Source organism: Mycobacterium sp. Aquia_213 (assembly GCF_026625985.1).
Classification (GTDB): Bacteria; Actinomycetota; Actinomycetes; order Mycobacteriales; family Mycobacteriaceae; genus Mycobacterium.
On the sequence record NZ_CP113116.1, the window covers coordinates 1,042,602 to 1,061,342 of the forward strand.

Genomic DNA, 18,741 nt, shown 5'->3' on the forward strand with positions numbered 1-18,741 from the left:
ATCGCGGCATTTCTGGAACAGGTTCTAGTTTGGCATACGGTAATGGCGATGTGGCGTCCGCATACCGCGTCGGTATTACCGCTGCCAATCGCGATGGAAATTGCGGAGGCTCCTGACGGCCTGCGACGATAGCTGACGAATTCGCCCGACATCGTCTCGTTCGTACCGTCGAAGGATTGAATTGAGAATCAACCGATTTGGTGCCGTCCTGTGCGTTGTGGCTACTGCAGCACTGATGTTGTCGGCGTGTGGCAATGACAACAACGCTACTGGTGAAAAGTCGACGACACCGGCGTCGCCGGTGAAGGTGAGCTGCGGCGGCAAACCGAAACTGAAGGCCAGTGGATCCACGGCCCAGGCGAACGCGATGACGCGGTTCGTCAAGGCTTACGAGCAGGCGTGTCCGGGCCAGACGGTGAATTACACACCCAACGGTTCGGGCGCGGGAATCGGCGAATTCGCAGGAAATCAAACCGATTTCGCTGGTTCGGACTCGACGTTGGCGCCGGGCGAGTACGCCGCCGCCGAGCGTCGCTGCGGCTCACCGGCGTGGCAGCTGCCCACGGTGTTCGGCCCGATCGCGATCACCTACAACGTCGACGGCCTGGCTTCGCTGACTCTCGACGGTCAGACCACGGCCAGGATCTTCAACGGCGGCATCACCAAATGGAATGATCTCGCGATTCAGGAGCTCAACCCGGGCGTCAGCCTGCCCGCCGAGCCGATTCAGGTCGTGTTCCGCAGTGATGAGTCGGGGACAACGGATAATTTCCAGAAGTATCTCGACGCCGCTTCCAAGGGCGCATGGGGTAGGGGCGCCGGAAAGAAGTTCAACGGCGGTGTCGGTGAGGGCGCCAAGGGTAACGACGGCACCAGCGCGGCCGTTAAGGCCAACGACGGATCCATCTCCTACAACGAATGGTCATTTGCGCAAGCCCAACACCTGGGCACCGCCAAGATCGTCACGTCGGCGGGTCCGGACCCGGTTGTGATCAGCGCCGATTCGGTGGGCAAGACGATTGCCGGAGCGCCGATTGTCGGACAGGGCAACGACTTGGCTCTCGACACGAATTCGTTCTACCGCCCGAATCAGCCCGGCGCGTACCCGATCGTATTGGCGACGTACGAGGTTGTGTGCTCGAAGTATCCCGATCCCGCGGTCGGTACCGCCGTGCGGGCGTTCCTGCAGAGCACGATCGGTGCTGGCCAGAATGGCTTGGGAGACAACGGATATGTTCGCGTTCCGGATGCATTCATATTTCGGCTGTCGGTTGCCGTCAACGCGATCTCGTGATTGTAAGCCCTTGGCATCCTGCGGTTGTGTGGGGGTCGCATGATTGCGTCGACGGGCGACAGCGGTGACAAATTTTGCCGAACGTTAACCTGTTCTTACTGTAGGTTCCCGGTCGCGAGGATGACGGTTGGTTTTGTAAGCTGCGGCTAGTGCTGCGGCGTTCAATCGTAAAGGTGAGGAACTGAATTGAAACTCAACCGGTTTGGCGGCTTGGTCGGGGTCCTGGCTGCTGGAACATTGGTTATCTCGGGATGTGGCAGCGACAACAACGCGACCGGAGGCAGCACGACAACGGGTGCGCCGTCGGGCAAGGTGACCTGCGGTGGCACCAAGACGCTGAAGGCCAGCGGTTCGACGGCCCAGGCAAACGCGATGACGCGCTTTGTCAAGGCGTTCGAACAGGCCTGCCCGGGTCAAACATTGAACTACACGCCTAACGGTTCGGGCGCCGGAATCCACGAATTCACCGGCGGTCAAACCGATTTCGGCGGATCGGACTCGCCGCTGAGCCATGACGAGTACACGGCCGCGCAGCAGCGCTGCGGCGGCGCGCCGGCGTGGAACTTGCCTACGGTGTTCGGTCCGATCGCGGTCACCTTCAACATCAATGGGGTGACTTCGCTGAGCCTGGACGGTCCGACCCTGGCGAAGATCTTCAACGGCGGTATCACCACGTGGAATGATCCCGCGATCCAGGCGATCAACGCCGGCGCGACTTTGCCGGGCGAGCCGATTCACGTCGTATTCCGCAGTGACGAGTCCGGGACTACGGACAACTTCCAGAAGTATCTCGACGCCGCTTCCAATGGCGGATGGGGCAAGGGCGCCGGAAAGAAGTTCAACGGCGGTGTCGGTGAGGGCGCCAAGGGCAACGACGGCACCAGTGCGGCCGTCAAGGGCACGGAAGGGTCCATCACGTACAACGAATGGTCCTTCGCCCAGGCGCAACACCTGAACATGGCCAAGATCGTCACGTCGGCGGGTCCGGACCCGGTGGCGATCACCACCGACACGGTGGGCAAGACGATCGCCGGAGCCTCGATCCTCGGGCAGGGCAACGACCTGGTCCTCGACACGATTTCGTTCTACCGGCCCAAGCAGGCCGGCGCGTACCCGATCGTGCTGGCGACGTATGAGGTTGTGTGCTCGAAGTACCCCGATTCCCAGGTCGGCGCGGCGGTGAAGGCATTCCTGCAGAGCACCATCGGTGCCGGCCAGAATGGCTTGGGGGACAACGGATACATCCCCATTCCGGACGCGTTCGGATCCAGGTTGTCGGCTGCGGTCAACGCGATCTCGTGACCTGAGGTCGTGGTGTCCGAAGGGCCGGGTGTGAGTCTGTCCGGGACAAAGCCTGTCCTGGCTGCGATTAACCCACGCGCGGCGCGGCGGGGCGACCGAATATTCTCCTCGGTCGCCGCCGCTGCCGGATCGACGATCGTGATCGCGATCGTGCTGATCGCGGTATTCCTGTTGATTCGTGCTATCCCGTCGCTGCGGGCGAACCACGCGAACTTCTTCACCAGCAACGAATTCGATACCAGCGACGCCGAGAAGTTGGCGTTCGGTATCCATGACTTGCTGATGGTCACGCTGCTGAGTGCGATCAGCGCACTGGTGTTGGCGGTGCCGGTCGCGGTCGGAATTGCGGTGTTCCTCACTCAATATGCGCCGGTGCGGCTGGCGCGCCCGTTTGCCGCGATGGTCGATCTACTGGCCGCGGTACCGTCGATCATCTTCGGGCTGTGGGGAATCTTCGTGCTGGCGCCCAAACTGGAGCCGTTGGCCGAGTTTCTCAATCGCAACCTGGGGTGGGTCTTTCTGTTCAAGCAGGGCAACGTGTCGCTGGCGGGCGGCGGCACCATCTTCACCGCCGGCGTTGTGCTTTCGGTGATGATCCTGCCGATCGTCACCTCGGTAGCGCGAGAAGCGTTTCGCCAGACCCCGCTTATTCAGATGGAAGCTGCCCAGGCGCTGGGCGCAACCCGGTGGGAGGTCGTGCGAATGACCGTGCTGCCGTATGGGCGCAGCGGTGTCGTCGCGGCCTCAATGCTGGGTTTGGGCCGCGCGCTCGGCGAAACCGTTGCGGTGCTGATTATCTTGCGCGCGTCCGCCCGCCCGGGTAACTGGTCCTTGTTCGACGGTGGATACACGTTTGCCTCGAAGATCGCCTCCGCGGCATCCGAATTCAGCGAACCGCTGCCGACCGGGGCCTATATCTCGGCGGGATTCGCGCTTTTCGTGGTGACGTTCGTGGTCAACGCGGCCGCCCGTGCGATCGCCGGCGGGAAGGTCAACGCATGAGCACCGAGACACTCCGCGAGCCGCTCAAAGTCACGGTGTTGCAACCGCTCAGTTGGCGGCGCAGGATCACAAACCACGTCGCGACGGCCCTTTTCCTCGTCTCGTTCGGTGTGGCGCTGGTACCGCTGGTCTGGGTGCTCTGGGTGGTGATCGAGCGGGGTGGGTACGCCGTCACCCGTCCGGGTTGGTGGACGCATTCGCTGCGCGGGGTGCTGCCCGAGGAGTTCGCCGGCGGGGTCTACCACGCGCTGTACGGGACGATAGTGCAGGCGGGCGTGGCTTCCGTGCTGGCCGTGCCGCTGGGCTTGATGACTGCGGTGTTCCTGGTGGAATACGGCTCGGGCCGGCTGGCGCGGGTGACCACGTTCATGGTCGACGTGCTCGCCGGGGTTCCCTCGATCGTGGCGGCGCTGTTCATCTTCAGTCTGTGGATCGCCACTTTGGGGTTTCAGCAGAGCGCTTTCGCCGTGGCGCTGGCACTGGTCCTGCTGATGTTGCCGGTCGTGGTGCGGTCCACCGAGGAGATGCTGCGACTGGTGCCCGACGAACTGCGCGAGGCCAGTTACGCGTTGGGTGTTCCCAAATGGAAAACGATTGTGCGGATTGTCTTTCCGATTGCGACGCCGGGCATCATCTCCGGCGTCCTGTTGTCCCTTGCCCGCGTGATCGGCGAAACCGCGCCGGTGCTGATCCTGGTCGGTTACAGCCGTTCCATCAACCTCGACATCTTCCACGGCAACATGGCCTCGCTGCCGCTGATGATCTACACCGAACTCACCAATCCAGAACATGCGGGATTTCTGCGGATCTGGGGCGCGGCGCTGACGCTGATCATCCTGGTGGCGGCGATCAACCTGATCGCCGCGGGTTTTCGATTCTTGGCAACGCTGCGGCGCTGACCGATCAGGAGCGTGACGCCGCTTTGGCGGGAGACTTCTTGGCCGGCGCCTTCTTTGCGGCAGTCTTCTTGGCCGGCGCCTTCTTTGCGGTGGCCTTCTTCGCCGGTGCCTTTCCGTCCCCGGAGCGCGCCTTCACGCTGGCCTCCAGCTTGGCGAGCAAATCGGAGACGTCTTCGGTCTCGTCCAGCTCTTTGGGTTTTTCCTCGGCGGTAAATGCCTCTCCGCCTTCGAGTTTCGCGTCGACGAGCTCCTGCAGCTGCTCCTGGTAGGTGTCGCGGTAACGGTCCGGGTTGAAGTCCTCGGCCATCGACTCCACCACTTGCCCGGCCATCTTCAGCTCCGCGGGCTTGATCTCGACCTTCTTGTCCAGCACCGGGAAGTCGGGGTCACGGATCTCATCCGGCCACAACAAGGTGTGCACCACCATGACGTCGCGCTTGCCAAAGTCCTTCACCCGCAACGCCGCAAGCCGGGTCTTGTTACGCAGCGTGAAATGAACGATGGCCATCCGGTCGGTCTCGGCGAGCGTCTTGGCCAGCAGTACATACGATTTGGACGACTTGGAATCCGGCTCCAGGAAATAGCTGCGATCGAACATCATCGGGTCCACGTCGCTGGCCGGGACGAACTCCAGCACTTCGATTTCACGGCTGCGTTCTTCGGGCAGGGTGGAGATGTCGTCGTCGGTGATAATCACCATCTGGCCGTCGTCGGATTCGTAAGCCCGGGCGATGTCCCGGTATTCGACAACCTCGCCATCCACCTCGCACACCCGCTGGTAGCGAATGCGGCCGTTGTCCTTGGCGTGCACCTGATGGAACTTGATGTCGTGGTCCTCGGTGGCGCTGTAGACCTTGACCGGCACGTTGACCAGCCCGAACGAGATCGAACCCTTCCAGATGGAGCGCATGTTGTCAGTATGCCCATACCATCGCCGGCAAAACAGCTCGACAGGCCCGTGAGCTGGGATTCAGCGGCTTTCAGGCGCTCGCCGTCGACCGGGTTGTCCGCCGTCGCCGCCGCAGCTCGGTCCCGCCGGAATAGCGAAACTCGTTGACGGTCAATCCGATCGAGCGGTCAAACCAACGGGGGTGCGTCCCCGGAATAGTGGCGAACCTGATTGCCTCCGGCGCGTTTGGCTTCATACATGGCGGCGTCTGAAGTCCTGATCAGGTCGTCGATGAGTTGCATGGCCGGGGTAATCGGGCCGATGCTGAGCGGGGCGCTCGAGGTGCCGATGCTCGCAGTGATGTCAAAGGGAATTGTGGCTATCGCCTCGCAAATTCGTTCGGCCATCCTCGTGGCGTCGGGCGTTCGTCGGATGTCGGCGACGACAAACTCCTCGCCACCGGCCCGGCCGATCACGGCGGTGGCGCGACAGCTCCGTTGCAGCCCCGCGGCGACCGCGACCAGCGCCTGATCGCCCGCGGCGTGGCCGTGCGTGTCGTTCAGTCGCTTGAATTCGTCGAGATCGATGACCGCGACCACCAGATAGGCGCCCACCGTTTTGCGATGGACCCTGATCAGTTCGTACGCCGAGTTGTTGAAGGAGCGCCGGTTGTGCAGGCCGGTGAGTGGATCACGGCCCGAGCTCTGCAGATCGGTTCGCAGCGTATGCACCAACGACTGCATGCCCAAGGGCACACCGATGTTGAGTCCTATCACCACGATCAGGGAAGCGGCGGTCAGGGCTACGTCGCCGGTGTTCGCGATGATTCGATACGACAGCACCAGCACGCACGTCGCGGCCACCGCGAGGTTGGCAAAAACGTAGGGCGCGGCGTGGAAGTAGGCGATGTAGCCACCCAGCATCGCAAAAGTCGCGCATCCCATCAATCCCACATAGGGGTTGGACAGCGTCAAGAGCGCCGCCGCGATGCCGGCCATTGCGATCAGCAACCAGCTGCTGGACTGACGTCGCGTCGGCCAGCGTTTCAACCGCAGGCTCGCCCCGGCGATTCCGAATGCCGCCGCCACGAGTGTCACCGTTCGGGTCACCGGATCTGCGGGTCCGGCCGGACTCCAGAGCATGATGAGCGGGAAGGCCGCGAAGGACGCGATGAAGACGGCCGAAATCCTGCGCCACGGTATGAGAAGGCCGTGACTGTCCAGGTAGGCACTGATCCAGTCGAACTGGTCTGGCTGCTTTGCCACGGAACTCGCCCATACCTCCTGGTGTTCGCCAACGCCGTTGACCGCTGTCGACTCAGGGTCCATGTAGCGCTGCGACTGACGAGCCGACTTTACGCGCGCATTCGCGCAATCTCGGCCACCGAGGTACTGGGTGAAACTGACGGGGCTAGAAGGCGATTGAGCGGAGGGCGGCACGATCGGGCAGATCGGCGCCGGCGCGCCCGACGGTCAGCGCCGACACCAGCCCCGCCGCTTCCAATGCCGCGGTCAGTTCGTCGAGCCGGATCCTGGCCAGGGCGGCCCGCCGGTCGCCGCCCAACAGGTCCATTTCCCAGAGCGCGTCGAGCAGGCCGACCATGAACGCGTCGCCGGCGCCGATGGTGTCGACCACCCGGACCTGCTTGGGGGCCACCTGTGCCTCGCCCGCCGCGCAGAATGCCCGCGAACCGTGTTCGCCCATCGTCACGGCGACGATCGCGGGTCCCAGTGCCAACCAGGCTCGGGCCGTCTGCTCGGGCTCGTGATCGGGATCGATCCAGCGCAGATCCTCATCGCTGACCTTGACGATGTCGCCGCGCTCGATCAGATGCTCGATGCGTTGGCGCGCCAGATCCCGGTTCGCGATCAGTGATGGACGCACGTTGGGGTCCAGGGTGACCGTCGCCGACAGCCGGTAGGCGTCGAGCAATGCCGCGACGGCCAAGCACCCCGGCTCGAGGACGGTCGCGATGGACCCGGTGTGCACCAGCAACGGCGGTGCAACCTCGGGCGTGCCGGAGAGCTGCCAGTCCAGATCGAAGGCGTAGGAGGCGGACCCGTCATCCGCGATCGTCGCCACCGCGGTCGGCGTGCGAGCGGCGGTCATGCTTCCCGGAACAAGCTGTGCGCCAGAGGCTTTGACGTAGTCCGCGATCCGCCGGCCGTGCGAGTCGTCGGCGATGTGAGTCAGGAAGTCGACGTTGCGGTCCAGCCGGCCCAGTCCGACGGCGACGTTGAGCGGACTGCCGCCGACATGTTCGTCTCCCTCGACGATATCGATCAGCGACTCGCCGATCACCAGACCGCGGGTCATCGGACCAATGCCTCCAGCGTCGCGCGAGCTCCCTTGGCGTGCAACGATTCCAGCGCCCAGCGGTATGCCTGGACGAAGCTGGGGTGCTGGGCCAGATCTCCAAACACCGCGGTGACTTCGATGAACGCGGTGGGATTTTCGTGCTGCGTGCGGGCGATCGGTACCAGCGAGTCCGCCAGCTGGTCCACCACCTCGAAAGGCGCACCCCATTCGTCGGTGCCCTCGGCGTAGCGGGCCCAGCTTGCCACCGTCGCCGCCGCCAGCCGGACCGAGCCATCGTTGGCCAAGTTGTCGTTGATGACCGGCAGCAGCCATTTCGGGATGCGATCCGACGAGTAGGCGCACAGCCGGGCCACGGTGTCGCGCACCCCCGGGTTGGAGAACCGCTCAATCAACGTGCGGCTGAACGCGTGCAAGTCGATCCCGGGCACCGGCGGCAGCGTCGGGATGGCCTCGGATTCGAAATAGCCGAGCAAGAAGTCGGCGAACAACGGATCGCGCGCCGCTTCGTGGACGAACTCGAAGCCGCACAGATGGGCGAAGTAGGCCAGGCATTGATGGCCCGCATTGAGCAGCCTCAGCTTCATCAACTCATACGGCGCGACGTCGTCGACCAGCAGCACGCCCGCCCGCTCCAGCGGTGGCCTGCCATCGGCAAAATCGTCTTCGAGCACCCAGGAAGTGAACGGCTCGGCCACCACCGGCCAGCGGTCGTTGACACCGAAGTTGCGCTGCACTTCCGCGGTCATCTGCAGTGTGGTGGCCGGGGTGATGCGGTCGACCATCGAACTCGGGAACCTGCTGTTCTCCGCGATCCACTGCGCCAACCCGGGGTCTCGGCGTTCGGCATTCGCGAGGACGGCCCGGCTCGCGATCTCACCGTTGTTCTCGATGTTGTCGCACGAGACGATCGTCGGCGCGGCGGTCCCGCTGCGGCGGCGCCGGTCCAGGGCCTCGGTGATCAACGTGAAGGCGGGCCCGTCGGGGTCGCGGTAACCGCCCTCGGTAATGGTCAGCGAAATGATCCGGGTGGACGGCGCCGTCAGCACCGCCAGCGCCGACTCCGGGTCATCGGGGGCGTATCGGTAATCGACGATCGAGCCGATCACGTGCGCATCCCGGCTACCGTCCGGGTTTTCCAGAATCAGCGTGTAGAGCCCGTCCTGATCATTCAGGACGTCGCGCATGGTCCAGTCCGCGGGCATCACGCCCACCCCGCAGATGCCCCACTCGTGCGCCAGGCCCTGCTGCAGCAACCGGTCGATGTACATCGCCTGATGGGCCCGGTGAAAGTGACCGGCCCCGATATGCGCGATACCGACGCTGACGCTGCCACGGTCATAGGTGGGTGCGTCGATCGGCAGCCTTGCGAGCGCCGCATTGTTCAGATTGATAGCGCTAGCCACCGTTGGCCAACTCCTCCCCGGCCACCGCCCGGATCCCTACCGGGCTCGCGGCACTCTCTCGACGGTACGACGACCGCGGGCCATCAGCCCCGCGGCTTGGACCGGTCCCGGACCAGTCACAGCCCTACGTGAGTGGGGAGCGGCCAGCCGGCACCGCCGACAACAGCAGGAAATCGGCAAGAGCAGGCCACGAATCGGTTATCGCGACGGCGCCGGCGTCGATCAATTCCGCACGGCGGCAATCCCGTTCGTCGGGTAGCAGGAACATCAGGTTGCCGACGGTGGCATAGCCAGCCGCGACCGCGGAACTCACGCCGGCCACCGAGTCTTCGACGGCCAGCCCCTGTTGCGCTTCGACGCCCAGCACCTGGCCGGCATGCAGATACACCGCCGGGTCGGGCTTGCTTGTCGGCACCGGAAGAGAATCCTCGGCGCTGAAGGTCACCGCCTCCGATATCAGCGCGTCGAGACCGGTGGCCGTGAAGCAGGCACGCAGGCGCTTGGTGGCGCTGGAGCTGACAGCCGCGAGCGCGTAGTGCGCGGCGAGGTCTCGCAACGGCTCCAGTACCTGCGGATCGGGTGTCAGGGTGACAGCCAAGTGAGCGGTGACCCGCTCGCGCTCTTCGCGCACCCATTGCTCGAGTTCGTCGACGGACAAGCCGTTGCCGCTCGTCAGGTCGCCGGCCGAGGCGATCACCGCTGCGGGACGGCCCAGGGCCAACGTCTGATCGAGCGGGACTTTGCATTGCACCGCCAGGTCGAGAGCCGTGGTTCGAAAATTCTTCCCGACGGCCCGCTTGCGCAACTCTTCCGAGCTGAGCGGTGCGCTCACGCCGAACCTGGCCAGGAAACGATTCGTCACCTCGGTGGATGCGTCGAATGCCGGCCGCTCCGAGGCAAACAGGCTGTCGTCGGCGTCCAAGAGCAAGGTAGTGATCGGCGCCGGGTCGAATTCGCGCACAAAGGTCAGTCCGCCGTTCATCGCGACACCAACTCCCGCTCGTCGTTGCGCATCGCGTCGCGCAGCGTGGGCACCACGCCGCGCTCGTCGATATCCGCAATCATGTCGCCGAGGCGTTCGGCAAAACCGGGAACCGCGCGCACCTGGCCGAACATCTCATGCCCCAGCAGCGGATCGGGGTTGCTGCTCGCCATGTTGGCCAACTTAACCACCGGTATCGCCTGCGAGTCTTCGAGGCTGATCTTGCGCCCCACAAGATCGTGGCCCCGCATGTATCGGGCCCACCCGGCAACAGCCAACATCAGCAGCGTGTGCGGCCTGCCCTGCGCGATCGCCTCCTCCAGCGACGGCATCACAAACTGCGCGATTTTGCTTGTTCCCCGTCGAGCCAGCCGCGACAACTGGTCGCTCATCCGCGGATTGCTGAGCCGGTCGAGCAAGGTGCCCCGGTACTCGGGGGTGTTCATCCCGGGGACGGCGGGCAGCAGTGGCTGAATCTCGTCGCGCAGCAGCTTCTCGACGTAATCGTGGACGACGTGGTCCCGCATCGCTTCGTCGGTGCGCTGATAGCCGGCCAAGGTGGCCAAACACCCAAGCGCGATATGGGATCCGTTGAGCAGCCGAGTCTTGATCAGCTTGTGGTCGCGGACATCGGTAACGAATTCGGCACCGACCAGGTCGAGCGGCGGACGCCAATTGCAGAAGGAATCCTCGATCACCCACTGGCGATACGGCTCGGTGACGACCGGAAATTTGTCGGCCACGCCGAAGGTCTGCTCGACGAATTTGCACTCCGACTTCGAGGTTTGTGGGGTGATCCGATCGACCATGGTCGACGGGAACGCGACATATGTGTCGATCCAACGGGCAAGCCCCGGGTCCTTCAATGCGGCGAACGACACCAGCGCGGTCCGCGCCGGCTGGGTGTCACCGGGAATGTTGTCGCAGCAGAGCACGGTGAACGGCGCGATGCCCGCGCGGCGACGCCGGTCGAGAGCTTCGGCGAGGTATCCCCACGCGGTGCCATAGCCGTCGTGCGCGACCAGGTCGGCGCGTACGTCGGGGTCCTCGGCGTCGAACTCGTCGGTGACCGGATTCAGGAAGTATCCGTTGTTGGTGATGGTCAGGCTGACGATGCGGGTTTGCGGGTCTGCCAACGCGGCACGGACCGCCGCGCCATCATTCGGCGCGTAGTGAACCGAGCCGATCGAGCCGACCACTCGGGCGGTCTGGCGGTCGTGGCCGCGCTGCACGACGGTGTACAGCCCATCTTGTGCCGACAGCAGGTCTTTGGCGTTGGACGAGTTGAGGCTGACGCCGGTGACCCCCCAACGATCGGAGATGCCCGAGCGGGCAAGGTCGTCGAAGTAGACGGCCTGATGGGCGCGGTGAAAGTTGCCCGCACCGATGTGGACGACACCACGCTGAAGAGCCGACCTGTCGTAGGTGGGCACATCAACTCGCTGCGAATGCAGTGGGAGTGTCGCGTCGGTCAGGGGGACGCCGCCTTTTGGACGCCAAGGGGGAATGACATCAAACATTTCCTGTCTGTGCCCACGGATGGTCGCCGGTCTAACACGTCCGTGGGTCATGTCACACACAAAGGGATCGCTAAGGGCGATAATCGGTGGTCAAAGCAGTTAACAAGCCTGAAACGCGTAGGTTGACACCATGGCACCGCGGGTGACGCTGACCAACCCCGACAAGGTGCTTTATCCTGTGACCGGCACCACTAAGTCCGACATCTTCGGCTACTACACCGCTATCGCGGAGGTGATGGTCCCGCACATCGCCGGGCGTGCGGCTACCCGCAAGCGTTGGCCGAATGGCGTTGAGCAGTCTTCGTTTTTCGAGAAGCAACTGGCGTCCTCGGCGCCGGACTGGTTGCCCCGCGCCAGTATTGCCCACCGGTCCGGGACGACGACGTATCCGATCATCGACAGCGCCGACGGGCTGGCCTGGATCGCGCAGCAGGCGGCGCTGGAGGTACACGTGCCGCAATGGCGGTTCGTCGCGCAATGGACCCGCAGTAAAGCCGAAGAACTCAAGCCCGGGCCCGCAACGAGATTGGTGTTCGACCTCGACCCGGGCGAGGGCGTCACGATGGCGCAGCTGGCCGAAGTGGCCCGCGCGGTGCGTGACCTGATCGCCGATATCGGGCTGACCACCTTTCCGCTCACCAGCGGCAGCAAGGGGCTGCATCTCTACGCGCCGCTGGCGGAGCCGGTGAGTAGTAATGGCGCCACCGTGCTGGCGAAACACATTGCACAGCAACTGGAAACGTCGATGCCCAAGTTGGTCACCGCGACGATGACCAAGAGCCTGCGGGCCGGCAAGGTGTTCCTGGACTGGAGCCAGAACAGCGGATCGAAGACCACGATCGCGCCCTACTCGCTGCGCGGGCGGGAGTACCCAACCGTCGCAGCGCCCCGGAGCTGGGAAGAACTCGACGACCCGGCGCTGACTCAGCTGCGCTACGACGAGGTGCTGGACCGGGTGGCCCGCGACGGCGATCTGCTGGCGCCACTCGACGCCGACGCGCCCGTTGCGGATCGGCTGACCCAGTACCGCAGCATGCGCGACGCGGCCAAGACGCCCGAACCCGTTCCCCACACTAAACCCGCTGCGGGCCAAGGAAATACGTTTGTCATCCAGGAGCATCACGCACGCCGGTTGCATTATGACTTCCGGCTGGAACGAGACGGCGTACTGGTGTCGTGGGCGGTGCCGAAAAACCTGCCCGAGACCACCTCGGTGAACCATCTTGCGGTGCACACCGAAGACCATCCACTCGAATACGGCACGTTCGAGGGCGACATTCCCAAGGGGGAATACGGTGCCGGCAAGGTGGTCATCTGGGATTCCGGAACTTACGACGTCGAGAAGTTCCGTGACGACGAGGTGATCGTCAATCTGCACGGCAGCCGAATTTCCGGACGCTACGCGCTGATTCGAACCAACGGTGACCAATGGCTGGCGCATCGGATGAAGGACCAGCAAGTCTTCGAGTTCGACGAGCTCGCTCCGATGCTCGCCACGCACGGTTCGGTGGCGGCCCTCAAGTCCGGTCAGTGGGCGTTCGAGGGGAAGTGGGACGGCTACCGGCTGCTGATCGAGGCGGATCGCGGCAGTGTACGGGCGCGGTCCAGAAGCGGTCGTGACGTCACCAAGGAGTATCCGCAATTAGGTTCGCTGGCGGCAGATCTGGCCGATCACCATGTGGTGCTCGACGGAGAGATCGTGGCGTTGGACAAGTCCGGCGTGCCCAGCTTCAACGAGATGCAGAACCGCAACCGCGCCACCCGCATCGAGTTCTGGGCGTTCGACCTGGTTTACCTGGACGGTCGCTCGCTGCTGCGGGCGAAGTATTCCGACCGTCGTAAACTCCTCGAAACCCTGGGCAGTGCAAGCGGTCTCATCGTTCCAGAGCTGGTGCCCGGCGAGGACGGCGCGGCGGCCCTCGAGCATTCCCGTGCACACGGCTGGGAGGGCGTGGTTGCCAAGAAGCGCGACTCCACCTATCAGCCGGGCCGGCGCTCGGTGTCCTGGGTCAAGGACAAGCATTGGAGCACACAGGAAGTCGTCATCGGCGGCTGGAAGGCCGGAGAAGGTGGGCGCACCAGTGGCATCGGCTCGCTGATGGTGGGGATTCCCGGCAGCGGCGGCCTGCATTTCGTCGGCAGGGTCGGCACCGGCTTCACCGAGCGCGACTTGGCCAACCTGAAAAAGACACTGGCCCCGCTGCACACCGACGAATCCCCGTTCGACGCCCGGCTGCCCACCCGCGATGCCAAGGGTGTGACGTTCGTCGAGCCGGTTCTGGTCGGCGAGGTGCGCTACAGCGAGTGGACCCCGGATGATCGTTTGCGCCAACCGAGTTGGCGTGGACTACGGCCGGACAAGAAACCAAGTGAGGTGGTGCGCGAATGAAGTGGGTGACCTTTCGAGGTGCTGGCGGCGAGCGGACCGGGGTGCTCTCCGGCGACGTGATCCACCCGATGCCACCGGGTGTGACACTGCTCGACCTGGTCGGGCGCGGCGCCGAGGGATTGCGCCAAGCCGGTTCGGAGGCAAGCCGTTTCGATCCGATACGTCTGGATGACGTGACGCTGATGGCGCCGATCCCGCGGCCGCCGTCGATCCGGGATTCGCTGTGCTTCCTGGACCACATGCGCAATTGTCAGGCGGCCGTGGGCGCCGGGCGGGTACTCAGCGATACCTGGTATCGCATCCCGGCGTTCTACTTCGCTTGTCCGGCAACCGTTCTCGGGCCCTATGACGATGCGCCAATGGCGCCCGGAAGTGCTTGGCAGGACTTCGAATTGGAGATTGCCGCGGTCATCGGAACCCGCGGCAAAGACCTCACGGTCGAGCAGGCCGAAGGGGCCATCATCGGCTACACCATCTTCAACGACTGGTCGGCGCGGGACCTGCAGCAGCTGGAAACCCAACTGGCGATCGGGCAGGGCAAGGGCAAAGACAGCGGAGTCACGCTGGGCCCCTACCTGGTGACACCCGATGAGCTCGAGCAGTATCGCCGCGACGGCAAGCTCGACCTGCAGGTGACCGCGTTGGTGAACGATCACGTGATCGGGTCGGGCTCGACCGCCCAAATGGATTGGAGCTTCGGCGAAGTCATCTCCTACGTCTCGCGCGGGGTGCAGCTCACGCCCGGTGACGTCGTCGGCTCCGGCACGGTGCCCACCTGCACGCTGGTCGAGCACCTCAGCATGACGGAACTGGAGTCGTTCCCCGGATGGCTGCGCGACGGTGACGTCGTCACGTTGCGGGTGCAGGGTCTGGGGGAGACCCGGCAAACCGTTCGCGCGAGCAGTCCGCCGCACCGGCTGGCGCCCCGGCCCAATCCGGAGGCCGCGCCCGCGCCGAACCGGGTCAATCGGGCACCCGCGCTCGTGCCCTACACCCGCGGGCTGCACGAGGTCGGTGATCGGGTGTGGGCGTGGACGTTGCCGGACGGCGGCTATGGCTGGAGCAATGCCGGTCTGGTCAGCGGCGATGGCGCCTCGCTCCTGGTCGACACCTTGTTCGACCTGGCGCTGACCCGCGAAATGCTCACCGCGATGGGATCGATCACCGGACGCGCGCCGATCACCGACGCGTTGATCACCCACTCCAACGGCGACCACACCCACGGCAACCAACTGCTCGACGCGTCGGTGCGCATCATCGCCGCGCAGGGCACGGCCGACGAGATCGAGCACGGGATGGCGCCCGAAATGCTGGCCATGGTGCAGACCGCCAATCTCGGCCCGGTCGCAACGCCGTATACGCGAGACCGGTTCGGGCCCTTCGACTTCAGTGGCATCGAGGTGCGCAACGCCGACCAGACGTTCGACCGTGACCTGACCATCGAGGTCGGCGGGCGCCGGATCGAGCTGCTGAACCTGGGTCCCGCGCACACCGCCGCGGACTCGGTGGTGCACGTGCCCGACGCGGGGGTGCTGTTCGGCGGCGACCTGCTGTTCATCGGCTGCACCCCGATCGTGTGGGCGGGCCCGATCGCCAACTGGGTCGCCGCCTGCGATGCGATGCTCGCGCTGGACGCGCCGACGGTGGTACCCGGGCACGGTCCGATTACCGATCCGGACGGGATCCGTTCGGTGCGTGGCTATCTCGTGCACGTTGCCGAGCAAGCCAAGGCCGCCTATGACAAGGGGCTGTCGTGGGCCGAGGCCGCCGACACCATCGACCTCGGCGAGTACGCCACCTGGCTGGACGCCGAGCGGGTGGTAGTCAACGTCTATCAGCGCTACCGCGAACTCGACCCGGACACACCGCAATTGGAGACCATGGCGTTGCTGGTGATGCAGGCCGAGTGGCTGGCCAAACGCTCGTCCTAGCCGCGAAACTGTAATTGGCAACGCGTTTCTCAAGATCAACCGTCGGTAGTTACAGCCTCGCGGCCTAAAGCGCAGGCTAAAGCGCGGCGGTGACAAAGCCGACGTTGGCGGCCGGACCGTGCTGCCGATGGGCGGCCGGTAGGTCCGGCAGGCCGGCGGCGGTGAAGAGTTCGGCGAGCGTGAACCTGTTCACGTCCCAGCCGCGGGCGTCCAGATATGCGGCGACATCGGTGTGTTCCCCGGGGTAGATCAACTCGGCGTAATCCAATTCGAATCCGTGCCGGCCCAAGCTGTCGGTGATCTTTTGCGCCTGCTCGTGGGAGTCTTCCGCGGATCCGATGACCGATCCATAGTCGGCGGCCAGCCGGCTACCGTTGGCGCTCAGCGAAATAACGTTGTCCAGCAACCGAACCTCGGCCTGCGGCGGCAGGAAGCCGATGAGCACGCCTTCGGCGAGCCACGCGGTGGGCTGGGCGGCGTCGAAACCGGCGTCTCTCAGCGCGGCCGGCCAATCTTCGCGAAGGTCGATGCCGACGGTGCGGTGCTCGGTGGTGGGCTTCGCACCGATCTTGGCCAGCGTGGTGGCCTTGAATTCGACCACTTCCGGCTGGTCGATTTCGTATACGGTCGTGCCCGCCGGCCAGGAAAGCCGGTAGGCGCGGCTGTCCAGCCCCGCCGCGACGATCACGACCTGCCGTACGCCTCCGTCGGTGACTTGGGCGAAGTAGTCGTCGTAAAACCGTGCGCGGGCACCGAACGTGTCGGTCATCCGTGGGATGCCCAGGGCGCTGTCATCGCCGGCGGAGTCGAGTTCGCCGGTGGCCACCCGGTTGAACAGGTCGATGCCGACAGCGCGCACCAGCGGCTCGGCGAACGGATCGTCGATGACCGGCTGCGGTCGTTTGGTCGCGGCCGCCCGCGCGGCGGCGACCAGGGTGGCGGTGGCGCCCACGCTGCTGGCCAAGTCCCAGGTGTCGATCTCGCTTCGTGCCATGGTTTCTCCCTCGGTATCGACTCAAACACGGTATGCCTCATCGGTAAATAACGACGTCGCATACGGTTTCGATATGCCTGCCGTGGAATTGGACACTCTCGAGGACAACATCGCCTGTATCACACTGAACCGCCCGCAGCGTCTCAACGCGATCGACGGGTCGTTGATCGACGGCGTGGACGCCGCTCTGGACGTGCTCAGCAGCGGCCAGTACCGGGTCGCGATCATCACCGGCGCCGGGCGCGGATTCTGTGCCGGCGCCGATCTGAGCGGCACCGGCCAGGCCTGGACCCCGCCGGCCGGCCCGGCCACCCCGCCGTTCAAGGTCAACTACGACGCTCAGGTCCGGCTGGCCAACCTCTACACCCGGATCTACGAACTGGACATTCCGGTGATCGCGGCGGTCAACGGCGTCGCCGTCGGCGGTGGCCTGGCGTTCACGCTGGTCAGCGATATCCGGGTGGCATCCGTCCAGGCGCGGTTCGGTTCGGTATTCATCAAGGCCGGCTTCTCGTCGATGGACATGGGCACCAGTTACCTGCTGCCGAAAATCGTCGGCGCCGGGGTGGCGCGCGAGCTGATGCTGACCGGGCGCATCATCGACGCCGACGAGGCCTACCGCATCAAGCTGGTGCACGAGGTGGTTGCGCCGGACGATCTGCTGCCGGCGGCATTGCGCAAGGCCCGCGAGATCGCCGAGAACAACCCTTACGGCGTGTGGCAGACCAAGATTGGCCTCAACGCGGCACTGGACGCGCCCAGTTTGCGGCACGCCATCGAGATCGAGAACCGCACTCAGATCCTCAGCGGTTTCACCAACAACCCCGTCGAGGCCGCCAAGGCGCACATGGAGAAGCGGGCTCCCAAATGGGATCCGCTGTGAGGCGTTAGCTTTGGCGGTGAGCCGCTCCCGGCTGCGCCGCACTTGCGACCGCCGCTAGATCTTCGCGATCACGTTCTCCGCGAACATCTCGAGGTTGTGGATCTTGCTGTCCAGCGCCTCGGTGTCCTTGCCCGTGATGTAGGGGATGCGGAAGCCGACGATGACGTCGGTGACGCCCTTGTCCTCGAGCCGTTTGATGCCGTCGGGGGTGTAGGCGTCCACCGAGATGACGTGGATCTCGAAGGGGCCGGTCTTGCCGGCTTCTTCGCGATACTTCTTGAGCTTGTCGATCAGCCCGTCGAGTTCTGCCGGGTCGCCGCCACCGTGCATCCAGCCGTCCAGTCGCGCCGCGCGCTTCAGCGCCGCGTCGGCGTGGCCGCCGATCAGTATCGGGATCGGTTTGGTCGGAGCCGGAGTCATCTTGGTCTTGGGGATGTCGTAGAACTCGCCGTGGAATTCGAAGTAGTCGCCGCTGGTGAGTCCCTGGATGATCTCGATGCATTCGTCCATGCGCTTGCCGCGCTTGGCGAACGGGACGCCGAGCAGCTCGTAGTCCTCGGGCCAGGGGCTGGTGCCGACCCCGAAGCCGATGCGGTTGTCGGTCAGCGCGGCCAGCGAACCGATCTGCTTGGCGACCAGTGCCGGCGGCCGGATGGGCAGCTTGAGGACGAAGAAGTTGAAGTGCAGCTTCGTCGTCACCGCGCCCAACGCCCCTGTCAGCACGAAGGTTTCGATGAACTCCTTGCCGTCCAGGAATTCCCGATTGCCGTCCGGCGTGTACGGGTACTTGGAGTCGGATTCGAAGGGATAGGCGATGCTGTCGGCGATCGTCATCGCGTGGTAGCCGGCCGCCTCGGCGGCCTTGGCCAACGGGACGTAGTACCTAAAGTCAGTCATCGCTTCGGCGTAGGTGAACCGCACGTCATCCGCCTTC

Annotated in this window: 15 protein-coding genes; 7 read left to right on the plus strand and 8 right to left on the minus strand. The window is 64.7% G+C overall.

Annotation, left to right across the window (positions count from 1 at the left end; translation table 11 throughout):
- Positions 1-181: 181 nt before the first annotated feature.
- The 4 genes from pstS (LMQ14_RS05100) (at position 182) to pstA (ending at position 4,497) form a co-directional block, all read left to right on the plus strand.
- On the plus strand, positions 182-1,294 hold the full coding sequence (gene pstS / locus LMQ14_RS05100; RefSeq protein ID WP_267733729.1) for a phosphate ABC transporter substrate-binding protein PstS: 1,113 nt from the start codon (positions 182-184) through the stop codon (positions 1,292-1,294).
- A gap of 186 nt (positions 1,295-1,480) precedes the next feature.
- Complete coding sequence (pstS, locus tag LMQ14_RS05105; RefSeq protein WP_267733730.1) at positions 1,481-2,596, plus strand: phosphate ABC transporter substrate-binding protein PstS; 1,116 nt, start codon at positions 1,481-1,483, stop codon at positions 2,594-2,596.
- A 30-nt stretch (positions 2,597-2,626) separates the two neighbouring features.
- Complete coding sequence (pstC, locus tag LMQ14_RS05110; RefSeq protein ID WP_267733731.1) at positions 2,627-3,598, plus strand: phosphate ABC transporter permease subunit PstC; 972 nt, start codon at positions 2,627-2,629, stop codon at positions 3,596-3,598.
- Positions 3,595-4,497, plus strand: a complete 903-nt coding sequence (gene pstA / locus LMQ14_RS05115; protein ID WP_267733732.1) for a phosphate ABC transporter permease PstA — start codon at positions 3,595-3,597, stop codon at positions 4,495-4,497. Before pstC ends, pstA begins: the two co-directional genes overlap by 4 nt.
- A gap of 4 nt (positions 4,498-4,501) precedes the next feature.
- Here pstA and LMQ14_RS05120 read toward each other — a convergent pair whose 3' ends face one another.
- The 6 genes from LMQ14_RS05120 to LMQ14_RS05145 all read right to left on the minus strand — a co-directional run bounded on the left by LMQ14_RS05120 (position 4,502) and on the right by LMQ14_RS05145 (position 11,610).
- The gene (locus LMQ14_RS05120; RefSeq protein ID WP_267733733.1) at positions 4,502-5,407 is read right to left on the minus strand and encodes a Ku protein; all 906 of its coding nucleotides are present in this window, start codon (positions 5,405-5,407) and stop codon (positions 4,502-4,504) included.
- A 167-nt stretch (positions 5,408-5,574) separates the two neighbouring features.
- Positions 5,575-6,651, minus strand: coding sequence for a sensor domain-containing diguanylate cyclase (locus LMQ14_RS05125; protein WP_267733734.1), 1,077 nt, complete (start codon positions 6,649-6,651; stop codon positions 5,575-5,577).
- A 145-nt stretch (positions 6,652-6,796) separates the two neighbouring features.
- A complete protein-coding gene (locus tag LMQ14_RS05130; RefSeq protein ID WP_267733735.1) occupies positions 6,797-7,702 on the minus strand; it encodes a carbohydrate kinase family protein in 906 nt (301 codons plus the stop codon).
- Complete coding sequence (locus LMQ14_RS05135) at positions 7,699-9,108, minus strand: mannitol dehydrogenase family protein (protein WP_420714615.1); 1,410 nt, start codon at positions 9,106-9,108, stop codon at positions 7,699-7,701. Before LMQ14_RS05135 ends, LMQ14_RS05130 begins: the two co-directional genes overlap by 4 nt.
- A 124-nt stretch (positions 9,109-9,232) precedes the next feature.
- Positions 9,233-10,090 (minus strand): HAD family hydrolase, encoded by an 858-nt coding sequence (locus LMQ14_RS05140; RefSeq protein ID WP_267733736.1) that lies wholly within the window; start codon positions 10,088-10,090, stop codon positions 9,233-9,235.
- Positions 10,087-11,610: a mannitol dehydrogenase family protein gene (locus tag LMQ14_RS05145; protein WP_324291106.1), complete on the minus strand. Its 1,524-nt coding sequence runs from the start codon at positions 11,608-11,610 to the stop codon at positions 10,087-10,089. The genes LMQ14_RS05140 and LMQ14_RS05145 overlap by 4 nt, the downstream gene beginning before the upstream one ends.
- Before the next feature lie 130 nt (positions 11,611-11,740).
- Between LMQ14_RS05145 and LMQ14_RS05150 the strand changes: the two genes are divergently transcribed.
- Entirely contained in the window at positions 11,741-13,999 is a 2,259-nt protein-coding gene (locus tag LMQ14_RS05150) for an ATP-dependent DNA ligase (RefSeq protein ID WP_267733738.1), read from the plus strand.
- The gene (locus LMQ14_RS05155; RefSeq protein WP_267733739.1) at positions 13,996-15,930 is read left to right on the plus strand and encodes a fumarylacetoacetate hydrolase family protein; all 1,935 of its coding nucleotides are present in this window, start codon (positions 13,996-13,998) and stop codon (positions 15,928-15,930) included. Before LMQ14_RS05150 ends, LMQ14_RS05155 begins: the two co-directional genes overlap by 4 nt.
- A gap of 76 nt (positions 15,931-16,006) precedes the next feature.
- On the opposite strand, the gene LMQ14_RS05160 is transcribed toward LMQ14_RS05155, so the two are convergent.
- Positions 16,007-16,924 (minus strand): SAM-dependent methyltransferase, encoded by a 918-nt coding sequence (locus LMQ14_RS05160; protein ID WP_267733740.1) that lies wholly within the window; start codon positions 16,922-16,924, stop codon positions 16,007-16,009.
- An 82-nt stretch (positions 16,925-17,006) separates the two neighbouring features.
- On the opposite strand from LMQ14_RS05160, the gene LMQ14_RS05165 reads away from it, so the two are divergent.
- Positions 17,007-17,807 carry an enoyl-CoA hydratase/isomerase family protein gene (locus LMQ14_RS05165; RefSeq protein WP_267735356.1) on the plus strand — a complete coding sequence of 267 codons (801 nt, stop codon included), beginning with the start codon at positions 17,007-17,009 and terminating at the stop codon, positions 17,805-17,807.
- 54 nt (positions 17,808-17,861) lie between these two features.
- Here LMQ14_RS05165 and LMQ14_RS05170 read toward each other — a convergent pair whose 3' ends face one another.
- Positions 17,862-18,728: an LLM class flavin-dependent oxidoreductase gene (locus LMQ14_RS05170; protein WP_267733741.1), complete on the minus strand. Its 867-nt coding sequence runs from the start codon at positions 18,726-18,728 to the stop codon at positions 17,862-17,864.
- Between the last annotated feature and the right edge of the window lie 13 nt (positions 18,729-18,741).

Coding starts and splice junctions, on each gene's coding strand:
- LMQ14_RS05150 (WP_267733738.1), top strand. CDS start 11,741: ATGGCACCGCGGGTGACGCTGACCAACCCCGACAAGGTGCTTTATCCT.
- LMQ14_RS05155 (WP_267733739.1), top strand. CDS start 13,996: ATGAAGTGGGTGACCTTTCGAGGTGCTGGCGGCGAGCGGACCGGGGTG.
- LMQ14_RS05120 (WP_267733733.1), bottom strand. CDS start 5,407: ATGCGCTCCATCTGGAAGGGTTCGATCTCGTTCGGGCTGGTCAACGTG.
- LMQ14_RS05145 (WP_324291106.1), bottom strand. CDS start 11,610: ATGTTTGATGTCATTCCCCCTTGGCGTCCAAAAGGCGGCGTCCCCCTG.
- LMQ14_RS05160 (WP_267733740.1), bottom strand. CDS start 16,924: ATGGCACGAAGCGAGATCGACACCTGGGACTTGGCCAGCAGCGTGGGC.
- pstA (WP_267733732.1), top strand. CDS start 3,595: ATGAGCACCGAGACACTCCGCGAGCCGCTCAAAGTCACGGTGTTGCAA.
- LMQ14_RS05140 (WP_267733736.1), bottom strand. CDS start 10,090: ATGAACGGCGGACTGACCTTTGTGCGCGAATTCGACCCGGCGCCGATC.
- LMQ14_RS05130 (WP_267733735.1), bottom strand. CDS start 7,702: ATGACCCGCGGTCTGGTGATCGGCGAGTCGCTGATCGATATCGTCGAG.